At 36.5% G+C, this 23,529-nt stretch carries 17 protein-coding genes; 15 read left to right on the top strand and 2 right to left on the bottom strand.

Features of this window, described 5'->3' with window-relative positions:
• Positions 1–4: 4 nt before the first annotated feature.
• The 10 genes from sufB (at position 5) to ACYVHJ_RS22955 (ending at position 10,328) form a co-directional block, all read left to right on the top strand.
• The gene (gene sufB / locus ACYVHJ_RS23000; RefSeq protein WP_339903093.1) at positions 5–1,450 is read left to right on the top strand and encodes a Fe-S cluster assembly protein SufB; all 1,446 of its coding nucleotides are present in this window, start codon (positions 5–7) and stop codon (positions 1,448–1,450) included.
• Between the two features lie 12 nt (positions 1,451–1,462).
• Positions 1,463–2,224, top strand: a complete 762-nt coding sequence (gene sufC, locus ACYVHJ_RS22995; RefSeq protein ID WP_014022682.1) for a Fe-S cluster assembly ATPase SufC — start codon at positions 1,463–1,465, stop codon at positions 2,222–2,224.
• Between the two features lie 25 nt (positions 2,225–2,249).
• On the top strand, positions 2,250–3,557 hold the full coding sequence (sufD, locus tag ACYVHJ_RS22990) for a SufB/SufD family protein (RefSeq protein WP_460519816.1): 1,308 nt from the start codon (positions 2,250–2,252) through the stop codon (positions 3,555–3,557).
• On the top strand, positions 3,532–4,788 hold the full coding sequence (locus ACYVHJ_RS22985) for a SufS family cysteine desulfurase (protein ID WP_460519813.1): 1,257 nt from the start codon (positions 3,532–3,534) through the stop codon (positions 4,786–4,788). The genes sufD and ACYVHJ_RS22985 overlap by 26 nt, the downstream gene beginning before the upstream one ends.
• Positions 4,788–5,219, top strand: a complete 432-nt coding sequence (locus tag ACYVHJ_RS22980; protein WP_460519810.1) for a SufE family protein — start codon at positions 4,788–4,790, stop codon at positions 5,217–5,219. Before ACYVHJ_RS22985 ends, ACYVHJ_RS22980 begins: the two co-directional genes overlap by 1 nt.
• Complete coding sequence (locus ACYVHJ_RS22975; RefSeq protein WP_339903089.1) at positions 5,212–5,562, top strand: DUF59 domain-containing protein; 351 nt, start codon at positions 5,212–5,214, stop codon at positions 5,560–5,562. Before ACYVHJ_RS22980 ends, ACYVHJ_RS22975 begins: the two co-directional genes overlap by 8 nt.
• A 23-nt stretch (positions 5,563–5,585) precedes the next feature.
• Complete coding sequence (locus tag ACYVHJ_RS22970) at positions 5,586–6,002, top strand: BrxA/BrxB family bacilliredoxin (RefSeq protein ID WP_460519806.1); 417 nt, start codon at positions 5,586–5,588, stop codon at positions 6,000–6,002.
• 294 nt (positions 6,003–6,296) lie between these two features.
• On the top strand, positions 6,297–7,583 hold the full coding sequence (locus tag ACYVHJ_RS22965) for a citrate synthase (RefSeq protein WP_339903088.1): 1,287 nt from the start codon (positions 6,297–6,299) through the stop codon (positions 7,581–7,583).
• A 261-nt stretch (positions 7,584–7,844) separates the two neighbouring features.
• Positions 7,845–9,539, top strand: a complete 1,695-nt coding sequence (locus ACYVHJ_RS22960; RefSeq protein ID WP_460519803.1) for a DEAD/DEAH box helicase — start codon at positions 7,845–7,847, stop codon at positions 9,537–9,539.
• Between the two features lie 150 nt (positions 9,540–9,689).
• The gene (locus ACYVHJ_RS22955) at positions 9,690–10,328 is read left to right on the top strand and encodes a Pr6Pr family membrane protein (protein ID WP_460519800.1); all 639 of its coding nucleotides are present in this window, start codon (positions 9,690–9,692) and stop codon (positions 10,326–10,328) included.
• 50 nt (positions 10,329–10,378) lie between these two features.
• Here ACYVHJ_RS22955 and ACYVHJ_RS22950 read toward each other — a convergent pair whose 3' ends face one another.
• A complete protein-coding gene (locus tag ACYVHJ_RS22950; RefSeq protein ID WP_339904925.1) occupies positions 10,379–11,308 on the bottom strand; it encodes a ketopantoate reductase family protein in 930 nt (309 codons plus the stop codon).
• A gap of 196 nt (positions 11,309–11,504) precedes the next feature.
• On the opposite strand from ACYVHJ_RS22950, the gene ACYVHJ_RS22945 reads away from it, so the two are divergent.
• From ACYVHJ_RS22945 to ACYVHJ_RS22925, 5 genes are all read left to right on the top strand, one after another.
• Complete coding sequence (locus ACYVHJ_RS22945; protein WP_339904923.1) at positions 11,505–12,200, top strand: class I SAM-dependent methyltransferase; 696 nt, start codon at positions 11,505–11,507, stop codon at positions 12,198–12,200.
• Between the two features lie 311 nt (positions 12,201–12,511).
• The gene (locus ACYVHJ_RS22940; protein ID WP_460519795.1) at positions 12,512–13,354 is read left to right on the top strand and encodes a hypothetical protein; all 843 of its coding nucleotides are present in this window, start codon (positions 12,512–12,514) and stop codon (positions 13,352–13,354) included.
• Entirely contained in the window at positions 13,351–13,761 is a 411-nt protein-coding gene (locus ACYVHJ_RS22935; protein ID WP_339904919.1) for a hypothetical protein, read from the top strand. The genes ACYVHJ_RS22940 and ACYVHJ_RS22935 overlap by 4 nt, the downstream gene beginning before the upstream one ends.
• Before the next feature lie 2 nt (positions 13,762–13,763).
• On the top strand, positions 13,764–13,925 hold the full coding sequence (locus ACYVHJ_RS22930) for a hypothetical protein (RefSeq protein ID WP_339904917.1): 162 nt from the start codon (positions 13,764–13,766) through the stop codon (positions 13,923–13,925).
• Between the two features lie 178 nt (positions 13,926–14,103).
• Positions 14,104–15,573, top strand: coding sequence for a Gfo/Idh/MocA family oxidoreductase (locus tag ACYVHJ_RS22925; protein WP_460519791.1), 1,470 nt, complete (start codon positions 14,104–14,106; stop codon positions 15,571–15,573).
• A 135-nt stretch (positions 15,574–15,708) separates the two neighbouring features.
• Here ACYVHJ_RS22925 and ACYVHJ_RS22920 read toward each other — a convergent pair whose 3' ends face one another.
• Positions 15,709–23,367 carry a PAS domain-containing protein gene (locus ACYVHJ_RS22920; RefSeq protein WP_460519789.1) on the bottom strand — a complete coding sequence of 2,553 codons (7,659 nt, stop codon included), beginning with the start codon at positions 23,365–23,367 and terminating at the stop codon, positions 15,709–15,711.
• Positions 23,368–23,529: the final 162 nt, after the last annotated feature.

Below are 23,529 nucleotides of genomic sequence, written 5' to 3'. Positions count from 1 at the left end.
TTTTATGAGCAAGGACAATGAAATCTTAGAAGAATTTACATCCAAAGAATATGAGCATGGCTGGTCAGTTGATTATGAAACTGATGAGGCTCCTATTGGTTTAAATGAAAACATCATTCGATGGATTTCTTCAAAAAAAGAAGAGCCAAAATGGCTCTTAGATTGGCGCCTTAAAGCTTTTGAACAGTGGAGTAAGATGGAAGAGCCTACTTGGGCAAATGTTCAATATCCTAAAGTAGACCTTCAATCATTGAGGTTTTATTCAGCTCCAAAACAAAAAAGCAAGCCAAAAAGTATCAGTGATGTTGATCCTGAACTTTTGAAAATATATGAAAGACTTGGTATTTCATTAAATGAACAAAAAAGACTTCAAGGAGTAGCTGTAGATGTGGTATTGGATTCAGTATCAGTCGGAACTACCTTTAAGGAGACCCTTTCAAAACTTGGTGTAATCTTTTGTTCTTTTAGTGAGGCAGTGAAAGAGCACCCGGAATTGGTCAAAAAGTACCTGGGATCTGTTGTTCCTGCTACTGACAATTATTATGCTGCCCTTAACGCAGCTGTATTTTCAGATGGTTCATTTTGTTATATACCCAAAGGTGTGCGCTGCCCAATGGAACTGTCCACCTATTTCAGAATTAATGCTGCCAATACCGGTCAATTTGAAAGAACGCTAATTGTTGCAGAAGATCAGTCTTACGTTTCTTATTTGGAAGGTTGCACTGCACCTCAAAGAGACGAGAATCAACTTCATGCTGCGGTTGTAGAGATATATGCCAAAGAAAATGCAGAGGTAAAATACTCCACTGTTCAAAATTGGTATCCTGGGGATAAAGATGGAAAAGGAGGCATATACAATTTTGTAACAAAAAGAGGAATATGTGCCGGCGACAATTCAAAAATTTCATGGACTCAGGTAGAAACAGGTTCAGCAGTAACATGGAAATACCCATCTTGTATTCTTAAAGGAAACAATTCAATTGGAGAATTTTACTCTGTTGCTGTGACAAACAACTACCAACAAGCAGATACGGGAACTAAAATGATTCATATTGGAAAAAACACACGTTCCAGAATCGTTTCTAAAGGAATTTCCGCGGGCAAGTCCCAGAATTCTTACAGGGGTCAGGTGCAGGTTATGAAAAGAGCCAGCAACGCTCGTAATTTCTCTCAATGTGATTCACTTTTGATGGGAGATAAATGTGGAGCACATACTTTCCCTTATATAGATATTCAAAATTCTTCTGCCAAGGTAGAGCACGAAGCCACTACCTCAAAAATTGGAGAAGATCAAATCTTCTATTGTAACCAAAGAGGGATTAGCTCTGAAGATGCTGTAGCCTTGATTGTTAACGGTTATGCAAAGGAAGTGCTCAATCAACTACCAATGGAGTTTGCTGTAGAGGCCCAAAAACTATTGGCTCTTACTTTGGAAGGAAGCGTAGGATAAAAAATTAGAAAAATGTTATCAATAAAAAATTTACATGCTGCAATTGAAGGCAGCCCGATATTGAATGGTATAAACCTTGAAATCAAACCTGGGGAAGTACATGCCATCATGGGACCAAATGGTTCAGGAAAATCCACTTTAGCTTCAGTTTTGGCCGGACGGGAGGAATATGAGGTCACCGAAGGTTCTGTAACCTTTAAGGGTAAGGACATATTGGAACTGAGCCCGGAAGATAGGGCGAGAGAAGGTGTGTTTTTAGCATTTCAGTACCCTGTGGAAATACCGGGAGTAAGCTCTACAAATTTCCTTAGAACGGCTGTAAACCAAGTAAGAGAGTACAGAGGTGAAAGCCCATTGGATGCAGTAAAATTCCTTTCATTGATGAAAGAGAAGATGAAATTGGTCGAAATTGACCAGAAATTATTGAGTAGGGCTTTGAATGAAGGCTTTTCCGGTGGAGAAAAGAAAAAGAATGAAATTTTTCAGATGGCCATGTTGGAACCTTCCCTTTCTATATTGGATGAAACTGATTCCGGTTTAGATATTGATGCCCTTAAAGTGGTAGCCAACGGAGTCAATCAGCTAAAATCAAAAGACAATGCGACGATAGTTGTTACACACTATCAGCGTTTGCTGGATTATATCGTCCCGGATTATGTACATGTATTGTACAAGGGTAAAATTGTGAAATCCGGAACTAAAGAATTGGCCTTAGAACTTGAAGCCAAAGGTTACGACTGGATCAAGGATGAATTATCAGGAGCAACGGTTTAGTTTTAATCCAAGATTATAATTTCTAATGACATTATCAACAAAGAAAGATCATAAACTGGTAGAATTATTCCTTTCTAAGCAGGCGGATTTAAACGATTCAAACCCTTTCAAGGAATTGAAAACGGAGGCGATATCATCGCTTAATGCTACCGGTTTTCCTACTTTGAAAGAAGAGGAATATAAATATACAAATATCACCAAGCGGGTCATTGACAAGATAGAAAATTATACTTCTCCCCAATCAATTGATAACCTTGCTGAGATAATCAAAAACAATCAGTTGATCAATACACTTGATGGGTATACACTTGTCAGGAATAATGGTCTATTTGATCCTTCATTATCCAATTACAAGGATGCAGCGTTTTCTGTAAAGCCCTTTTCTGAATTGGATGAAGAACAAGCTAGTGAAATTGGATCCATCGAAACGATTGATAAAGATGCTTTCACCGCATTAAACGCTTATTGCTTTGAATCTGGAATCCGAATTGACATTCCTGATGGCTTGATTATCGAAAAGCCCATAGTAGTAGTGGATTTTGTTAACACAGACGCTACCGGCCAATGTGTTCAACATAGGGCCTTTTATCATGCAGGCAAAAACAGTCAGGCTACAGTCATAGAAATAACGGTTTACTTGAACGAGTCCACTGTTTTCCTCAATGAGGTGGCTGAATGGAATGTTGAAGACAATGCGCATATCAGACATTATAAGCTTCAAGACGGTCATAAATCAGAACTTGGGGTAAGCAATACGGGGACAGAAATCGCTCGGGATGCCACCTTTACTTCTGTGTTATTGAGTTTAAGTGGGGAAATGCTAAGAAATAACCTTAGTCTCAATATCAACGCAAGCAATTGTGTGGGTAATATGTATGGCCTCTACCTACTGAATGGAAAAACGCATGTTGACAACCATACCAATGTGGACCACAAAATGCCTCATTCAGAATCGAATGAGCTGTACAAAGGAATTTTAACGGACCATTCCAGAGGTGTTTTCAACGGAAAGATCTTTGTAAGACAGGATGCCCAGAAAACAAATGCGTTTCAGCAAAACAACAATATTTTGTTGTCAGAGGATGCGACTTTAAACACCAAACCACAACTTGAGATTTGGGCAGATGATGTGAAATGCTCTCATGGCTGTACTACCGGTCAACTGGATGAAGAGGCTCTCTTTTACCTTAGAGCAAGGGGCATAGGCAAAAAAAGCGCAAAATCATTGCTGCTATACGCATTTGCAGGAGAAGTTCTGGACCATATCACCAATGAATCCTTTAAAAATTACTGTGAAAAAATAGTACATGAACGACTTGGAGGCAGCCATTAAAAATAATTCAGGAATTATAGTTGAAAATAAGGTCAGGGAATATTTCCCTATACTTCATCAAGAAGTAAATGGAAGGCCTCTGGCCTATTTTGACAATGCTGCAACCACGCAAAAGCCCATTCAAGTGATTGAAGCTTTGCGAAAATACTATGAATTAGACAATTCAAATATTCACAGGGGAGCGCATACCCTGGCTTCCAGGTCCACAGATTACTTTGAAAACACCCGGCATCTAGTAAAAGATTTTATTAATGCTCCTTCGTCAGAAGAAGTTATTATTACCAAGGGAACAACAGAAAGTATCAATTTGGTAGCAAGTACATTTGGAAGGGATTTTATAGAAAAGGGAGATGAAATTGTCATTTCAACCCTAGAGCACCATTCTAATATAGTACCTTGGCAAATCTTATGTGAAGAAAAAGGAGCGATCTTAAAAATAATCCCAATTCACGACAATGGTGAATTGGACATGGATGCCTACCGTCAATTGCTTTCTGAAAAGACCAAGCTGGTGGCCGTTGTCCATGCATCCAATGCTTTGGGTACCATCAACCCTATCAAAGATATGATCAGGCAAGCCCATACCGTTGGGGCGAAATTCCTTATGGACGGCGCACAAAGTACAGCTCATATGGATATAGACGTGCAGGATTTGGATTGTGATTTTTTCGCTTTCTCTGCACACAAGGTCTATGGCCCTACCGGGGTAGGATTTTTGTATGGGAAACGAGCGCTTTTAGAAGCTATGCCCCCTTATCAAGGAGGAGGAGAAATGATTAAGGAAGTCAGCTTTGAAAAAACAACCTTTAATGATCTGCCTTATAAATTTGAAGCAGGAACACCTAATATTGGAGATGTAATTGCCTTTGGTGAAGCCATCAAATTTGTAAATAATCTGGGTAAAGAGGCCATAAGAAATCATGAAAATGAGCTATTGAAGCATGCTGTGGAAAGAAGCAGGGAAATTAAAGGGTTTATTCCCATAGGCACCGCAAAAGAAAAAGTTAGCGTATTAAGCTTTGGAATTAATAACATTCATCCCTTTGATGTAGGTTTGATGTTGGATGCTTCAGGTATTGCCGTTAGAACCGGTCACCATTGCACCCAGCCACTTATGGATAGGTTACAAGTAGAGGGAACTGTCAGGGCTTCTTTTGCTGTTTACAATACCATAGAAGAAATTGACAGGCTAATTGAGAGCTTGAAAAGAATCTCAAAAAGGAAAAATTAATGTCAGAAATAAACAGTATTCAAGAAGAAATAATTGGTGAATTTGAAATTCTTGGTGATGACAAGGAATCCACAATTTATTATATCATGGAACTTGGAGACCAATTGCCTGAATTTCCTGAAAAAGATAAAATCGAGGACAATATCATCAAAGGTTGCCAATCAAAGGTTTGGTTAACAAGTAGTTTAGAAGAGGGAAAGGTTCATTTTCAGGCTGATTCCAATACCGATATCACCAAAGGTTTAATCAGTCTTTTGATTAGGGTGCTTTCCGGGCAACCGGCCAATGCAATCATCAATGCAGACCTTTACTTTATAGAAAAGATTGGCATGGGAAATATCATCGGTTCGCAGCGTTCCAATGGTCTTACTGCGATGATCAAACAAATGAAATTATTTGCAATAGCTTATAAAGCCAAAATTAATGCATAAACCAGCTATGGAAAATAAAGAGCAGTCAACGGATGATCAAGAAGCCTTAAAGGGGAAGGTGATCAACGCCATAAAAGATGTATACGATCCTGAAATTCCGGTAGACGTATATGAGCTTGGCCTGATCTATGAGATAACTGTTTACCCTGTAAACAATGTTTATATTTTAATGACACTTACTTCTCCCAATTGTCCCGCAGCGGAATCTATACCTTCAGAGGTAAAAGAAAGTGTTGGAAGTATTGAAGGAGTAAATAATGTAGAAGTAGAACTCACTTTTGACCCACCTTATTCTCAAGACATGATGTCGGAGGTTGCGAAGTTAGAATTGGGATTTTTATAAAAATACAATAAAAAAAAACTAATATGTATCCAGAAGAATTGATTGCACCAATGCGTGCAGAGCTTACAGAAGCAGGTTTTAAGGAATTCAAGTCCGCTCAGGATGTAGAAGATCACCTTAGTGAGCAAAAAGGGACTACCTTTATCGTAGTAAATTCAGTATGTGGATGTGCAGCAGGTGCAGCCCGTCCGGGTGTTAGAGCCGCATTGGAAAAAGCCTCCAAGCAACCGGATGTATTGGCAACAGTTTTCGCCGGTAACGATGCAGATGCAGTTGCGAAATTTAGAGAATTGGTTCTTCCTTATCCCCCCTCCTCACCAGCCATGGCATTATTTAAAGATGGAGAGTTGGTTCATTTCATTGAGCGACACCACATTGAAGGAAGAAATGCCCAAATGATCGGGGATCACTTGGTTGAGGTTTTCGAACATTTTTGTTAAAGAGTGCCCTTTTAGGGCATTTTTTATTCATGTACAAAACATTAATCAACTCTTGAAATAAATTTTGTCAATTCAACAGAAAATAATTTGAATTGATGAATTTATGGATACAATAATTGCTATACTGAGGAAGTTAACACTTTATTCCAAATATAATTTTTATTTCGAAAACACTTTCCTACAGCATTTGCGTTATGTTTTTAAAAAATATTGCACAAATTTTACTAAATTGTATTCAAATTTATTTTAACTGTATAAGTTAGGAACTTTATAAAATCATTTAATAATAAACACATGTCGGATATTGCTAAACTATCCTTTAAAGGTAAAGAATATGATCTTCCAGTCACCGAAGGTACAGAAAATGAAATTGCGGTTGATATTGCGAAATTACGTGGTCAATCGGGGTTAATTACCATTGATCCGGGTTTTAAAAATACCGGATCGACCAAAAGTGCCATTACGTTTTTGGATGGGGAGAAAGGTATTTTAAGGTATAGAGGCTATAATATTGAAGACTTAGCAGAAAATTCTAATTTCTTAGAAGTTTCATATTTGTTGATAAATGGTGAATTACCAACCACAGAGCAGTACAATGATTTTGCAGGAAGAATCACAAACCACACCTTGGTACATGAAGACATCAAGAAGATTCTTGACGGATTTCCATCCGTAGCTCATCCGATGGGTGTACTTTCTTCATTAATTTGCTCACTTACTGCATTTTATCCAAATTCATTGGATCCAAACAATACCGATGAGGAAATTAAGCTAAGCATGGTTAGGTTATTGGCTAAAATGCCAACCTTTGCTGCTTGGGCTTATAAAAACAAAATGGGACATCCTGTAAATTACCCTGACAATAGCCTTGATTATTGTGGTAATTTCATGAAAATGATGTTCTCCTTGCCTTCTGAGAAATATGAAATAGATCCTGTTATTTCAAAAGCCTTGGATAAATTATTGATTCTTCATGCAGATCATGAACAAAACTGTTCTACATCTACAGTAAGAATTGTAGGTTCTTCACAGGCCAGTATTTATGCATCCATTTCTGCAGGTATCAATGCGCTTTGGGGACCACTTCATGGAGGTGCCAATCAATCTGTAATTGAAATGCTCGAAGCAATTAAGGCAGATGGTGGTGATTCTAAGAAATACTTAGAGAAAGCTAAAGACAAGAATGATCCATTTAGATTAATGGGTTTTGGGCACAGGGTTTACAAAAACTTTGATCCAAGGGCTAAAATCATCAAGAAGGCTGCTGATGATGTATTAGAGAAATTAGGTATCAATGATCCTGTTTTAGACATCGCCAAAGAACTTGAAAGTGCTGCCTTAAATGATCAGTACTTTGTAGATAGAAAACTTTATCCTAATGTTGATTTCTATTCAGGAATCATTTACAGGGCTTTGGGTATCCCTACTGATATGTTTACCGTAATGTTTGCCTTGGGAAGACTCCCGGGTTGGATCGCACAATGGAAAGAAATGCGTGAAAACAATGAACCAATTGGTAGACCAAGGCAAGTCTACGTAGGCAATACAGAAAGACCTTTCGTACCTATTGATAAAAGATAATCCAAAGTTTTTAGATTAAATAAAAAAAGGGTCTTTAGACCCTTTTTTTATTCCTTTTCAAAATATAATTTAGTAAAATCAGCTGATAATTAGAATATATTTTACAAACTGCTTAGTAATAGTTGTAAGCTAAGTTAATTTTTCTTACCTTTGCAACTTATTTAAATTATACATTTTTCTCCTACGCCGTGGGGTTCCTTATTGTTGATCGACACTGGGATATTTGGGAATACCGTGGCTTTGAGAAGTAAGGAACATTTCATGGAAAAAGAAATATTATTTTCAGACCTTGGGGTTTCGGAAGAAATCTTAAGGGCAGTGGAAGATATGGGCTATACCCAACCTTCCCCCATTCAAGCACAAACCATCCCCTTATTATTACAAGGAGCCGATGTTATTGGTCAGGCTCAAACAGGCACCGGTAAGACCGCAGCCTTCGGGATTCCGATTATTGATCGCATTGACAGCAATAACAAGAAACCACAGGCCCTAATTTTGTGCCCCACAAGAGAGCTTGCTGTCCAAGTAGAAGGTGAGATCGTTAAACTTACCAAATACAATAGGAAAATTTCTTCTACCTGTATTTACGGTGGCGAATCTATAGACAGACAAATTAGAAGTTTAAAAAAAGGCGTTCAAATTGTGGTGGGTACTCCCGGCAGAATCATGGACCATATGGATAGAAGAACCTTGGACCTAAGCCAGGTTAGCATCATTGTGTTGGATGAAGCTGATGAAATGCTAGACATGGGTTTTAGAGATGACATTGAAAAAATACTTAGTTCTATGCCTATCGAAAGGCAAACAGTATTCTTTTCTGCTACCATGCCCAAGCCAATTTTAGAGCTTACTAGAAAATACCAAACAGAGCCTGAGATCATCAAGGTATTAAGAAAAGAGCTTACAGTTGAAAATATTTCTCAATTGTACTTTGATGTAAGATCCGGATTAAAAACGGATTTAATAAGCAGACTTATTAACCTTCACCAGTATAAACTGAGTGTAATTTTCTGTAACACCAAAAGGGTTACAGATGAAGTAACCGAAGAGCTGACAGCGAAGGGTATCCCTGCAGAGGCTTTACATGGTGATTTGTCTCAAGCGCAAAGAACCAAGGTTATGAACAAGTTTCGAAAAGGACATTGTTCGGTTTTAGTAGCAACAGATGTAGCTGCAAGGGGGATTGACGTTGAAAACGTTGAAGCGGTTTTCAATTATGACCTACCTCTTGATGAGGAAAATTATGTACATAGGATAGGTCGTACCGGAAGGGCCGGTAGATCAGGTACTGCCATTAGCTTTGTATCAGGAAGAAGAGATGCCGGAAGGTTGAGGGATCTTGAAAGGTTTATCAAAACCCAAATAGAGAAAGCTGCTCCTCCATCCGTGGATCAGCTTATCCAGATGAAAAAAGACCAGTTGACCAAGGATATTCATAGGCAACTAGCTAAGGAGGAAGACAATAGCATCTATGAGCAAGCCGTAGAAAGTCTTCTTGCGGAAGGAATATCTATAGAGCAAGTCGCCTTGAGTTTGGTGAAAATGCAATTGGGTGAAGCCATTGATAAGTTCAAAGAAATGAATTTTACCCCCGATAAAGATCGTGGTGGAAGAGACGATAGAAGGAAAAGAGACCGCAATGATCGAGGAGCAAGAGGGCGTAATGGAGAAAGAGGCGATCGCAGCGGTAGAAGGGGAAATAAAAAAGAAAGAGAACCTAATATGGCTCGTCTCTTTTTGAACCTAGGAAAAAAAGACCGCATTCGCCCGAATGATATTGTAGGCGCTATCGCAGGAGAAACTGGAGTATCTGGTGGAAGTATAGGTGAAATTGATATTTATGACAGCTTTTCTTTTGTAGACATCCCTAAAAAAGATGCCAGCCATGTAATTAACGTAATGAATACCAATACCATCAAAGGTAAATCAGTCAATTTTGAAATATCTAAACCTTAAGTTTAGATATTCAATTTGATTTAAACAAAACAAGCCTTCCATAATTGGAAGGCTTGTTTTGTTTAATAGGATTAAGAAGGTATTATCATACAATAATAGCCCTCACTTTTGTTTATATTTGGTGAATGGGAATAGGATAACCGAATATCTATGAAAAAGAATATTGAATTATTTGCCTCAATTATCGTTTGGTTTGCTGTTCTTGCACAGTTCTATTTAATGATTATTAATAGACAGGCAGGCATCATAGAAACCATTGTAAGATTTTTTAGTTTTTTCACCATTTTAACCAACACACTCGTTGCCCTGTATTTTACATCCAAAGCTTTTAAGTTAAAGAAATTTCCATTTTCAATTTTTCATAATACCGGTGCACTTACTGCCATAACCACATTTATACTTATTGTAGGCTTAGTTTATCAAATTGCTCTGAGAGGAATATGGCAACCTACCGGATTTCAATACCTTATTGATGAATTATTGCATAGTATTGTCCCACTTTGGGTTTTAATCTATTGGTTTATGAATGTGGCTAAATTTGATTTGAAATTCAAATCCGTATCCTATTGGATACTGTATCCCATTTGCTATTTACTATTTGTGTTAATTAGAGGGCATTTTTCAGGCTTTTACCCCTACCCTTTTTTAAATATATCCATTATTGGGTACTTGGATACCTTTCAGAATATTGGTCTTATTATATTCTTGTTCTTATTCATCCTGGCCTTGTTGGTATTCTTAGGAAAAAAACTCCCTAGAAACCGGGGGATTGAATCAAATACTAATTAAAAAAACGAGGCATTAACCCTAAGAATCATTGTTATGTCCTTAGTTTTCTTTTAGTTATTCCCCAAACTCTCAGATATCTTACTTTCTAAAAGCTGATAATTGGTACAACTTAATCCATATTTTTTAGAATCAATAATGACTTCATCCACCAAGGTCTTTTTTTCTCCAAACCGGCCTGCTTCAACGTCTAACTGAAATGAAGACTTGGCATCTTCGGGAAAATTTGAAATCATAGCCAGTGCATTCTTTATATCAGATTCGTCAAGCATTACCTCCTGTTTTTGAGCCAATTGAATCAATTCCTCCATCAAACCAATCCATACTCCTTTTAATTCCTGACTGGATCTGATTTCTCCAAATGTCACATTCCTCGCAGCTGTTAAAGTTCCGAGACTAGATATAAACAAGAACTTCTTCCAAAGCTGAAATTTTACATCAGACACTAAGTTTAACGGTATTCCACATTCATTTAAATAATTAATAACCCAGTCATAAGTACCCGTGTTTGAAGAACCAACGATTACTTTCCCAGGCCCTCCCAGATGCTTGATATGCCCGGGTTTTTGAACATTTGAAATCAGGTAAATACAAGCATCCAAAACCATAGCTTTCCCAACGAAAGGTCGAATAAGGGCTGCCGCATTCGTCATATTCTGTAAAGGGAGAACCAAGGTGTCTTTTCCAAAAATTGCTTGATTTTCTAAAACAGCTTGCTTCATGGACTGTGACTTTGTAGCCAAAATCACCAAATCATAAGTGTTTTTAGATTCCCCACTCAGAATTAGCCCATCTGGGTGTAAAATCTTCTTAGAGTCGGGATTGCTAAAGACCAAGCCTTTTGATTTAATATTATCATAAGTGGCTCCTCTTGAAATTAAGTCAAGTTTTACAGATTTATCTAAACGATTTGCCAAAATTCTAGCAGCAACAAATCCACCAACTCCTCCAATCCCGAGGATAGCTATTGATTTACCTTTCATTATTTCAATTTTACAAAATGACTTAAACTAAATATGTAATCCAAAATAAAATATTATTCTTTTTCAATTTCCGGCTATTAATTGGAAAAATCAATTTATTTTAAACCAAGCTAAGCCATGTAAATCTGCTTTGAAATTCGGATATTTAACTAAATAGAAGAATTAAATACAGAAATAAACACAAAAGTAATATATCATGATTACAAAATGGCTTTACAACGAATTTCAGCAAACCGGAAAAGATTACACATTGCAAAAAGAGGTAGATGTTTACGACCCCTCACATGATGATTTCAGAAATTTAGCTAAAGAAATCCAAGAAGTAATTGAATGGTTAAGACCCAATAAAAGATTGAGATTTTTAGACATCGGATGTGGTACAGGCAATTTTTCCTTAGCACTGGCAGCCCATAGCGAAAAAGTATATGCGATAGATGTTTCAGAAACCATGTTAAAAGCTGCCAAAGCTAAAGCAGATATCAAGCAAATCAAAAATATTTCCTTTTCTCATACCGGTTATTTAAATTTTAATCTCCCTGAGAAAAGCATAGATGGAGTGATCAGCTCCTTGTCCTTACATCATCTTCCGGACTATTGGAAAAGTATTGCACTAGAAAAAATCTTCCATATTTTAAAACCTGGAGGAAGGTTTTATTTTTATGATGTAGTTATTCCAGATCACAATTCAATTGATAAAATTAATGCCTTTATTAAAAGTCAAGAATTAAAAGGAGGTGATTTTATGAGAGAGGATACGATTATCCATTTTAAAGAAGAGTATTCTACCTTAGATTGGATCATGAAAACACTACTTACCAACGCCGGTTTTGTAGTCATTAGAGAAGAAATTCAAGATGGGGTACTTAAAAAATTCTTTTGTGAAAAAACTTGATCGTTCTTTTATCTCTTTGGGCATCAAGTAGAATTGACTTGGTGTTTATGAATGTTGTATTTCCTCTAGTTGTGAAATAAATAAAATTATATACCTGACTTATCTTTATTAATAATTTGAACCCTAAAGACAAAAATCCGATTTCTTAAAAGTGCATCAAAAGATTTTTAGCATAGGGTATGCAGTTGATTCATACTATTTTATTTTTGATCTGACCTATTTGATACAAAAGCTATTCACAAGTTTTGCAAAATCCGTTATTTGGCAACAGACTTACCATCAAAATACCGGAATAATCGGTATATTTAAACATGCAATTGATTTCAAAAATAGTCGGTATTTTTATCATAGGGCTATCATTATCCTGCTCCAGCCTAATACCTGTTGAGGATTTGTCAAAGGAAGCTTTAATAGGAATCGGCAAATTAAAGGAACTCAAATATAATTTCCACGCTGCATGTCTTGAAGAATGTACCTTTACCAAGGTAAGTCAATTTGAAATTGAAAGGGAAGCAAATTGTGCTTGTGAAGTTTACTTAAAAGCAGATGAACAAGTAAATAATCTTTATTTTGTTTTAATAGACTACTGGGAAGGGCTTTATCAATTGTCTTCTACAGAAATTAACCAATATAATTTGAATAGGCCTGCTACCACTTTAGCTGCCTCAAACCTGATTGAGTTTAAGGAAGAACAATTATTGGCCTTTCAAAAATTAACGGAATTAAGCTTAAAAGCAGTAACAGGTCAATACAGAAAAAATAGGATAAAAAGTTATATGGAGGACGCAGACCCCTATCAACAATTAATTAGCGAAAAATTAATATTTGTACTAAAGGAAAATCTTCTGGGCTTGATGGAAATTCAAAACGAAGTTTGGTATTCCTTTTACAAATCCATGAGTTTCGATCCAGCCCTCAATACAATGGATAAAGCTGCTGCAGCTAGGGAATACTATGGTTTAATAGACGAACATAGGATAAAAACAGGTCAGATTAAGGCACTCATAGAAGTTATTGAACTCATTGCTAAAGAACACCATAAGTTGGTATCCTCCGATTTAAAATTAAATAGCGCCAATTTCAAAGCAGAAATTGGGCGAATATCTGCAGATTTACGTACACTACATTATACCTATGAGCAACTTAAAAAATGAAAGATAGATTTGACAGTGAACAAATTAGCCAATTGGCAGATGAATTTTTAGAGATTGCAAAAAAATTCAATGACTATCGATTTGAAAAAATTAGCCAGCAAAAAATCAGCCATGAGACTTTTCTTGAAATGGGCAAAAAGTCAAATCAATTAATGAAAACAGCCAGGGAGATGAAGCTTTTGTCAACCATAATTGTTGGAGAAGAGACAGCCACGGCCATATCAAAGTTGAGCAACATCAATAAGGAGATTAAGAGCAGCATCAATTCTTTAATAGATATTCAAAAGGCCTTTGATTTCATTGGGGCCTTAGGGGATATAGGCTTAGCAATTGTAGACAAAAACCCCACTGCTATTGGAAACAATATTTCATTAATTGCTGAGTTGTTGAAAGAAAAAACAAGTTGAAAATGAAAGGTCAAATAAAAGATAAAACAAGCCTTCCTGAAAATACTTCACCGGTATGTTATCAAAATGATCCTGCCATACAAGAGGAATACCTCTTGCCTATACCTAAAATAATAAATTTAAAAAAAACAAGTCAAGCAGAAAGTAAAAGCGAAGACCAATAATCATTGGTCTTTTTCATTGATTAATGGAAGAATACGTTGGGAAAAGGTATAACCCAATGGCTCAGTTTTTTATTATACAAAGGAGGATTTTCAAAAACTATTTTTCCATATAAAAAAACAAGAAACTTTCATCAATTTTTAATATTTTAGACATTTATAATAATTTAAAAAATTACCAATGAAAGATATCAGTAAATCCACAAAGAACAATTCCAGAAGGAATTTTATGAAAGCCTCTGCTATGGCAGCAGCCGGGTTCTACATTGTACCCAGACATGTACTTGGAGGTCCCGGTTTTAAGGCACCAAGCGACAAACTTAGAATTGCAGGTATAGGTGCCGGTGGTAAAGGTGGAAGTGATATTAGAAGTTTCTATGAAAGTGGAAATGCAGATATAGTGGCGCTATGCGACGTGGATCCAAAAAGGGCATCAGGAAGGATCAAAGCTCATCCTAAAGCGAAGTTCTATGAAGATTATAGAGAAATGTTGGAAAAGGAAGACAACAATATAGACGCCGTCTCTGTTTCAACTCCTGATCACAACCACGCAGTTCAAGCCTTATCAGCAATGAAAATGGGCAAACATGTCTACGTCCAAAAACCATTGACCCATACGATCCATGAAGCACGAGTACTTACACAAGCAGCTGAAAAATACAAGTTGGTAACCCAAATGGGTAATCAAGGGGCTTCTGGAGATGGAGTCCGTAAAATGCGCGAATGGTATGCTGCAGGATTAATCGGTGAGGCAACCAAAGTGCAAGTATGGACCAATCGACCAGTTTGGCCTCAGGGTGTTCCCTGGCCTGGAGAATCAGGGAAAAAAGCACCAAAAAATCTCAATTGGGATTTGTGGTTAGGTACTGCAAGACAAATGGATTATGTAGAAAATTTACATCCCTTTAATTGGCGAGGTTGGTGGGAGTTTGGTACCGGAGCACTTGGAGATATGGCATGCCACCTAATGGAGCCGGCCTTCCGAACTTTAGATTTAGGTTACCCAACCGGAGCAGAATGTAGTGTTGGCTCAGTATATACCGGAGAATTCACAAAAGGCTATTTTCCTGAAAGCTGTCCTCCGTCTTCTCATATCACTTTGGGTTTTGACAAGCCTAATGGAGGCAATCTTGAATTTCACTGGATGGATGGTGGTATTCAACCTAGCAGGCCGGAAGAGCTTGGCCCAAATGAACAAATGGGAGATGGTGGCAATGGCGTAATTATAGAAGGAACCAGAGGTAAAATGATGTGTTCAACCTATGGAATGAACCCTAAATTATTACCTACTTCTATCAATGACAGCGTAGAAGTAGCACCAACTTTACCTCGTGTGGAAGGTGGTGTTGGTGGTCACTATGCGCAATGGGTTAATGCATGTATTGCAGGCCATGGTAGTAAAGAATACGATGAGCTTAGCTCTCCTTTTTCCATCGCGGGACCTTTGACTGAATCCGTCCTTATGGGGAATTTAGCCATTAAGAGTTATGATTTTAGAACTCCGAAAGCAGATGGAAAAGGCTTTGACTATCCTGGAAGAGGCATTAAGCTAATGTGGGATGGTGAAAACATGAAGGTCACCAATTTTGAACCTGCCAACCAATTTGTATCCAAAGATTACAGAGAAGGTTTTGAACTTCCAAAAATATAAGCCTAATCTTTGCTGAACAGGTAGCACTGGCTATTTATAGCGCTTCTAGGAAGCACAAATGAAAATAAGAAAGCCTCGGAACAATCATTCCGAGGCTTTCTTGATTTAACCCAATGTTCAAAACATTTTAATGATTTAAATCCCCTCTTCTATCTCCGGGTTGGTTTTAGGAATTGTAAAATAAAACTTCGAACCTTCATCTTTTTTGGATTCGACCCAAACTTCTCCACCTAAATTGTCAATAATCTTTCTTACTATCGCCAGTCCCATTCCAGTGCCCTCATATTTGCCTTTTCCATGGAGGCGTTTGAAAATAGTGAAAATTGTATCATGGTGTGTCGGATCTATACCTATTCCATTGTCAACCACAGAGAATTGCCAAAAGACAACTTTCTCTTCGCATTTAATTTCTATCACAGGTTTTTCTTTTTCATTCCTATACTTTAGCGCATTTCCAATTAGATTATAAAACACTTGAAAAATAGGGGTTTTGTAAGACAATATCCGTGGTAGCGTATTGCATTTTACTATAGCTTCAGATTCTCTAATTCTTTTTTTCTGAAGGACACAAACCTCATTTACAATTTCCTCTATATTCAAGATTTTGAGCTTGTCTTCATGCTTTCCTATTCTTGAAAACTCCAATAAATCCAGAATAATCTGCCGCATCCGCATGGCGCCATCTACCGCGAAACCTATATATTGGTGAGCCTTATCATCCAATTTATCCTGGTATTTCCTTTCTAATAACCCCATAAAATTACTCACCATTCTTAGCGGTTCCTGCAAGTCATGTGATGCCACATAAGCAAATTGTTCCAGCTCTTTATTTGAGCGTTCGAGCTCAATGGCATGCTGGGCCATCTGCTCATTCATTGCTTGAAGAGATTCTTCATATTCTTTTCTATAGGTAATATCGGTTATGGCCCCTACAACCCTTGTTACTTTTTTATATTTATTTCTTATAAAAATGGCCCTATCAATTACAAAAGCATAATGTCCTTCTTTACATAGCAAGCGATACTCTTCAAACCAATTGGTCAGTGTATCGCTATTTAGAAATTCCTTGAACTTCACCCTTATTCTTTCCCTATCTTCTGGATGAATCAATTTTTGTAAGGCCGCTATATCTGTAGAAATATCTTTTAGACCATATCCAAAAAGGTTTTTAAAACCCACACCTCGAAAAACTTCGTTGTTTTCAACATCATAATCCCAAATGGCATCATTGGTGGCTTCAGCTATTTTCTCAAATCGCTCATTGGAAAGTTGAATTTTTTCGGATATTAACTTTTCTTGAGTAATGTCTTTAGTAAAAACACTTATTCCTTCTTCTGAGGGATAACAATTTACATTTAACCATATTTTCCTTCGCTCAGAAAACATCTCAAAATGAATATTTTTACGATATTGAAAGGCATACAATAATTGCTTTTTAAACTCTGTTTCATTTACACCCGGGATCACTTCCCAAATTATATTATTGAGGGCTTGTTCTTTTAGTATACCAATAATCTCTTCAGATCTTTGATTCCAGTATAAAATTTTGAAATTATTATCCAAAGCAAAAAAGGCCTCACCTATACTCTCCAAAATGGCGTTTTTTTCTTTAAAGGATTGCAATAGGGCCTTTTGACTATTTGTGCGCTGAATAGCTGCAGAAAAATTGGATGAAATGGTTTGTAAAAATGAGAGCTCACTCTCCGTCCAATTTCGCTCAGAATTGCAGGTATTAAAGCTCAAAAATCCATAAAATTTATTCTTAATGGAAATGGGAATAGAAATATTTGAATAGATTCCTCTCTTTTTAAAATTCTTTTTCAATATACATTCAGGTAGATCACGAGTATGCATAATAAACAACTCCCCTCTTTTCAAGACCTCCATTATCTCAGGAAAATCATCTATAGCAAAGGTTTGAATAGGATCCTGTTCCGGAAAATTTAAATCCCCTCCTAGCGTCCATTCTATCATTTTATTAACATATTCCTTCCCATCAGCTCCAACCTTATTTTTTTGAAAATAATTGATTGTATCAATTTGAACTGCTTCGCTTGTAAGCTGAAAAACTTTCTCTATGGCTTCATTCCAATCCTCAACCACCAAAAATTTCTCTATTACCTTTGAAATAATTTCAAGAAGCTGATTGTTTTTAGCCAATTCTAATTCGTTTGTTTTTTGTGCATGTATGTCCTGAAGTGAACCGGAAATTCGAACACATTTACCCTTACTAAATTCCGGCTGACCTATGCTTCTTGCCCATAATTCCCTGCCATCTCTTAGTTTTAATAAAATCTGATAATCCCATGAACTACCATCTTTTTCTGCCTGTGCTATTGCCTTTCGAATAGAATTCTTTGTGTTTTCATCATAATACTTACTTAGATCTTCAAAGCTAGGAGTGCTTTCTTGAGGAATACCATAGATCTCCTTGGTGGTAGACGATAGATAAAGTTCATTATTAATTAAATCAATCTCCCAACTACCCATCCTCGAAAGTTTTGAGGCATTGTCAAGTAAAGTTTGTAAGGATACTAATTCAGTAATATCATGGCCAAAAACAAAGACCAATCCTTCTTCTCCAAACTTATCGGAAGTATTCCAAGAAATCCATTTGTATTGACCAGTTTTTGTTTGGTATCTATTAATTAAATTTTTTGCATGTATCCCTTTCTCTAATGAAAAATTTTTCCGCGACATACTTTTATCATCAGGATGAATAAAGTCCTCAAACTTTTTGGTCAACATCTCCTCTTCCGTATAGCCAAACACCTTACAAAATGAAGGATTAATTTTAACAAAATTCCCTTTGGTATCAATTACAGTCAGCATTTCAGGAGCACTTTCAAAAAGAAGTTTCATTTCTTCTTCCTGCTGTTTTCGCTTGATTATTCCACCAAGTAAATTTCCTATGGGTTCAAAAAATTGTTGACAATCTTTGGGCAATGTGACGATATTATTAACATATAAGAGCATCACCCCTACTTTAATATTATTTTGGAATAATGGTATCCCTAACACCAACTTGATTGAATCAAGTAACTCAGGGTTTACTTGGGTAAAAATGGGCTCCTTATCCAGATTATCTAATTTCAATAGTGAACCTGAGATCAAAGCTTGATTAGCTAGATTTTTATTTACTTTTTGTAAATCATTCCTATACCTAAGCTGATAATTCTCGCTCCAATAATCTTCAATCAAATTAATTCCTGCTTGTTTTCGATTTAATAGCCAAATCTCACAACCTGAAAAATCTGATATAGATGAAATATATTTTAAAACTTCTTTTAAAATTACCTTCAACGATAAATCATCTTTGAAGTATTTAGCAATCTGGTGCTGAACTTCTTTTTGGAAAAAATCCTCCTTTTCATCTGTTTTATCCCGTAACACACCAATCATTCTTAATGGACTCCCATGACTGTCTCTTATCATATAGCTAATTTCTTCTATGTGAAGAAATTGACCGGATTTATGCCGAAACCTGTACTCTTTATGCCACCTGTTGTTTTTTGCATCAAAAACAAAATCATCCCATATTTTGTCTGTTTCAATGACGTCAGCAGGATGCATGAATGTGCTCCATTCTGAAATTTTATTGATCTCTTCACCTTTTTGATAGCCAAAAATCCTATAAAATCCCTCTCCCCAATGGAATTCATCCTTTATTAAATCCCAATCAAATATTGCATCATTGGTAACCATATTGACATAGGTAAATCGTTCGTTACTCTTATGCAGGTTTTCAAAATACTCAAATTTGGTAATCAAAACAGGGAAAATTCGCTGACTTCTTTGAATGGCATAGTGTTCCCAACCTCCTGGCATTTTTGAATCCTCAAAAAAGTTAATCAAAACTGCATCCAGGCTTCCTCCTGAGTTCATAATCGGCAAGAACCAGCAAGAGCGGGTATTCTTTTCCTTAGTAAAGTTTAAAAGGCCTTTCCATTGAGGGTCCTTTTTAATTTCAGCAATATAAATTTCCTTATTAAAATAATCTGAAGATTGGTCAAGGCTGATTGAATCATTTAAATAATTTTCAAAATCACTGACACTGACTTTGTCTAAATCAAGAAATGTAGGCGTCGCCAAATTTTGTAAACGATTGCCTGTAACCTTTAAAATAGCCATTTTCATACTTGGAAAAAGTTTTTCCAAATTGGAAAGGAAACTATACAACAAATCGGAAAGGTTGGCCTCTTTATTCATGCTTGTCTCCATCAAGTCTTTTTCAATGGCCTCAAGTTCGCCATAGAAATGCTCTAAGGTAGTGTCTTTAATTGCACCTACAATCCTATAAGCTTTACCTTCTGAGTCCCTTAGAATGATGGCTTTCTCTTTTACATAAGCTATTTCACCATTCGCTTTTAAAAGACGATATTCTGTTTCTAATTGATTTTCTAAGCTATTAAACAATACCTGTTTGACCTTTTTTGTATAGTGATCAAGATCTTCGTGATGGATGCTATTGCAAAAGACCTCGTAATTTATTGACGGATCCTGGATTTGTAAACCAAAGTTTACTGCAAAACCTTCTCCTAAAAACATATCACTGTTATTGGGATCAAAATCCCAAATACTTCCCGAGTCTGTCTGCATCACTAACTCAAAGCGCTCATTGCTCTTTTTTAATTCTTCTTCAAAAGCAATTCGTTCGGAAATATCTATTCCATTACATTGAATTTCTTTAGGTTTACCATCCATCCCCAGTATACCTACAAAATCCCATAGGGTGGTATAAGCTCCCTTTTCATGATTTAATTTATGAAGTTCTACCTTGTGGGCTTTTTCTGGTTCTGTTAAACACTTTTTTATTATTCCTTTGATTTTACTTCTATCTTCTTCCTGTACCGTATAGATCACATTAATTTTTTCATTACCGGAAAAAAGCCAATTGAAAGTCTCTATATATTTGGTATTAGCAAAAGTGATGTACCCCTCAAGATCGATTCTAATAACAAATGTAGTTTGGGAGTCAAGAAAACTTTTGTACCTGGCCTCACTTGTAATTAGTTTTCCTTGCGCTTCAATAAGTTTACTGATATCCATACTATTAACCACTACTCCACCTACACTTGGGTCGTCCGATAGATTGGTTGCCACAGTTAGTAGCCAGCACCAGGAGCCGTCCTTACGCCTATACCGGTAAGGATGGCCTTTGGTTCTTTCTCTAAGTGGAAGATTACTAAATTCAAAAATGACTCGATCTTTGTCATCAGGATGAAAATAATTGGTGGGATAATCGCCAATTAATTCCTCTTCTTCATAGCCCAGAATATGAGGGTAGTTAGGACTAACGTATATATATTTACCTGTTTCAGAAACTATAGCTGTCAAATCGGAGCCCTCTTTAACCATTGAGCGAAACCGTTTTTCACTTTTCTCCATCTGGTTATTTAGCTTCACTTTTTCAGTTATATCTCTGAAATTGTCAACTATTCCATTAATGTCGGGATCATCCAAAAAATTGGTTATCGTGGATTCCATCCATCTCCAAGTACCATCTTTATGTTTGGTTCTAATAATCCCACCCTCAATCGGTAAACCCGGTGAAGCCAAAGTCCTTTTAAATTTATCCAAAGACAGGTCTAGGTCCTCGGGATGTATCGACTCATTTAATTTTAATTGGTAGGCTTCTTCTTCAGTATATCCCAATACTTGAGTAATGGAAGGTGAAACATACTTTTGAACACCTTCAGCATCAAAAATAACGATGGCATCTCTTCCATTTTCCACAAGTGCTTTAAACCTTTTTTCATTTTTCTTGAGGGCTATTTCAGCAGCTTTCCTTTTGGTAATATCTACCATTAGCCCCCTATATTTTAGTCCATCGTTTTCATCAATAATCACTGTGATTAAATCGCTGATCCAGACTACCCTTCCATCCTTCCTTAAAAACCTATATTCAATTGTAAAATCATTATTGGTATGAGAATGTTTTTCAATTAATTGAAGAACAATTTCTTTATCATCTTTATAAATATGATTCACCCAAAAACCCGGGTCCTGACACCATTCTTCAGGAGAATAACCTAAAATATCTTCAACCTGAGGACTTACATAACTCAATTTAAAACTATCCGGTTGTGATTCCCAAAATACGCCTGGTATGGTTTGAATAAGGGTTCCTATCCGCTCATTTGAGACCCTTAACGCTTCTTGGCTGCTTAATTGATCTATATAGTTACCTAAATGATACATCAGGTTATCAATTAGTCTAGTTTTATTCTTTAGTTTGCTAGAACCATTACCTATCTCAACATTTTCAGGCAGTCCTATTTCAAGTGCTAGTAACTTTCCATCGTGTAAAACATATTTAGACCTTAATAAAGAACCTGAAGGTTTAAATCCTGAACTGAAATACGCTTTATTTTGAAATGTAATTTTAGCATGAGTTTCATCAGAATTAGGCCAAGCTAAGGGAAAAATATTGCATGCGCTTTGAAACAAATCATCAATTTGATCCCAAGTATAATCAAATCTACTTATGTTGAAAATGCATTCTTGTTCTTTAATTTTATTTTGAAGAAAGAACAAGGTCTCTCCTAACTTTTCTTCTACCCCCTTCCTTTGTGTCACATCCATTATGATGGAGTCCCAGGCTATACTTCCATCTTCTAACTTTTGAGGAGTGCCTGCACCCTTGTGCCATCGAACTGTACCATCTGGATGAAGATACCTGTATTCTTTCAACCAATTCATTAAACTTTCGGCAGATTTATCAATAGATGCTCTTAGCCCATCGACATCATCTTGGTGTATCCGACTCCAGACCAATTCACTACTTTCCATGACTTGACTTGGAGATAATCCAAAAATTTGATTGGCTCCATTACTTACCCATTCAAAACGATTTTGTTCTGAAGAGCGCTTGATATAACGGTAAACAACACCCGGAATATTAGCTGAAACAGTTTGAAATTGAATCTCATTAATTTTTCTATTGGTAATATCTGCATGGGTACCAGACATCTGTAAAGGCTTACCTGTGGAAGACCATCTGGTCACCCTACCTTTATCATTGACCCAAACCTCTTGCCCATTTTTATGAATTAACCTGCACTCTATGTCATAATAATCTAATTCCCTATTGAAGCAGGCTTTTAAAACACGATCAGAATTTTCCCTATCAGCCGGATGCAATATTTTGTACCAGACATCCATGGTAAAAGGTGTCAATTCTTCGAGCTCATACCCTATCATTGATGCAAAACGTTCATTGATAGATACTAGGTTTTTTTCTATATCCCACTCCCAAGCACCCAATTGAGTCGCCTCTAAAATATTATTTAATCTACCTGATTCTCTTTTTAGCTTTTCTTTGGTTTTTGCTATTTCACTGTGACTTTGTTCTAATTCTAAAAGTTTTGTTATTTGTGATGCTAAAATTTTAAGGCCTTGAATTTTCCTTTCATCCAATTCTCTTGGCTCAAAATCAATAACACATATCATTCCCCACATTTCATCAGTGGAAGTTTTAATTGGCACCCCTGCAAAGAAGTCCATTCCGGGTATAGAATTTTGTGAAAGTTTGGGCTTCCTTTTACAATCACCCACCACAAGCATCTCCTTGTTGGCTTTTGTAACAAAATTCATGAAGCATAAATTTTCGAGGGATGATTGATCATCTAGGCCATTATTAGAAACTATGGTGGTTTGTCCGGCTTTGATTTTAAAAAGTAAACTAACAGGAGCTCCGGTCAAAATCCCTGCTAAATTGGTAATTGAATCCAACTCAGCATTGATTCCCTGAGCAACTATTCCACTTTCTTCTTCTTTTTTATTTTCTTCCATGGTATAATAAATACTTGGTCAGCCCACCTCTACATCTTCGCTACTATCTAAAAATAACCAAATTATATTAAACCTATTCTAAAAACTAAGTTTATGTGAGAAATCGAAAGAATTATTTTATCAATAAAATTGAGGTATCCTATGAAATAGTTAAGACCTCTG

The organism is Cyclobacterium sediminis (genome assembly GCF_054781075.1).
Note: the sequence above shows the minus strand (reverse complement) of the source record. Positions and strands in the feature narration are given on the sequence as shown.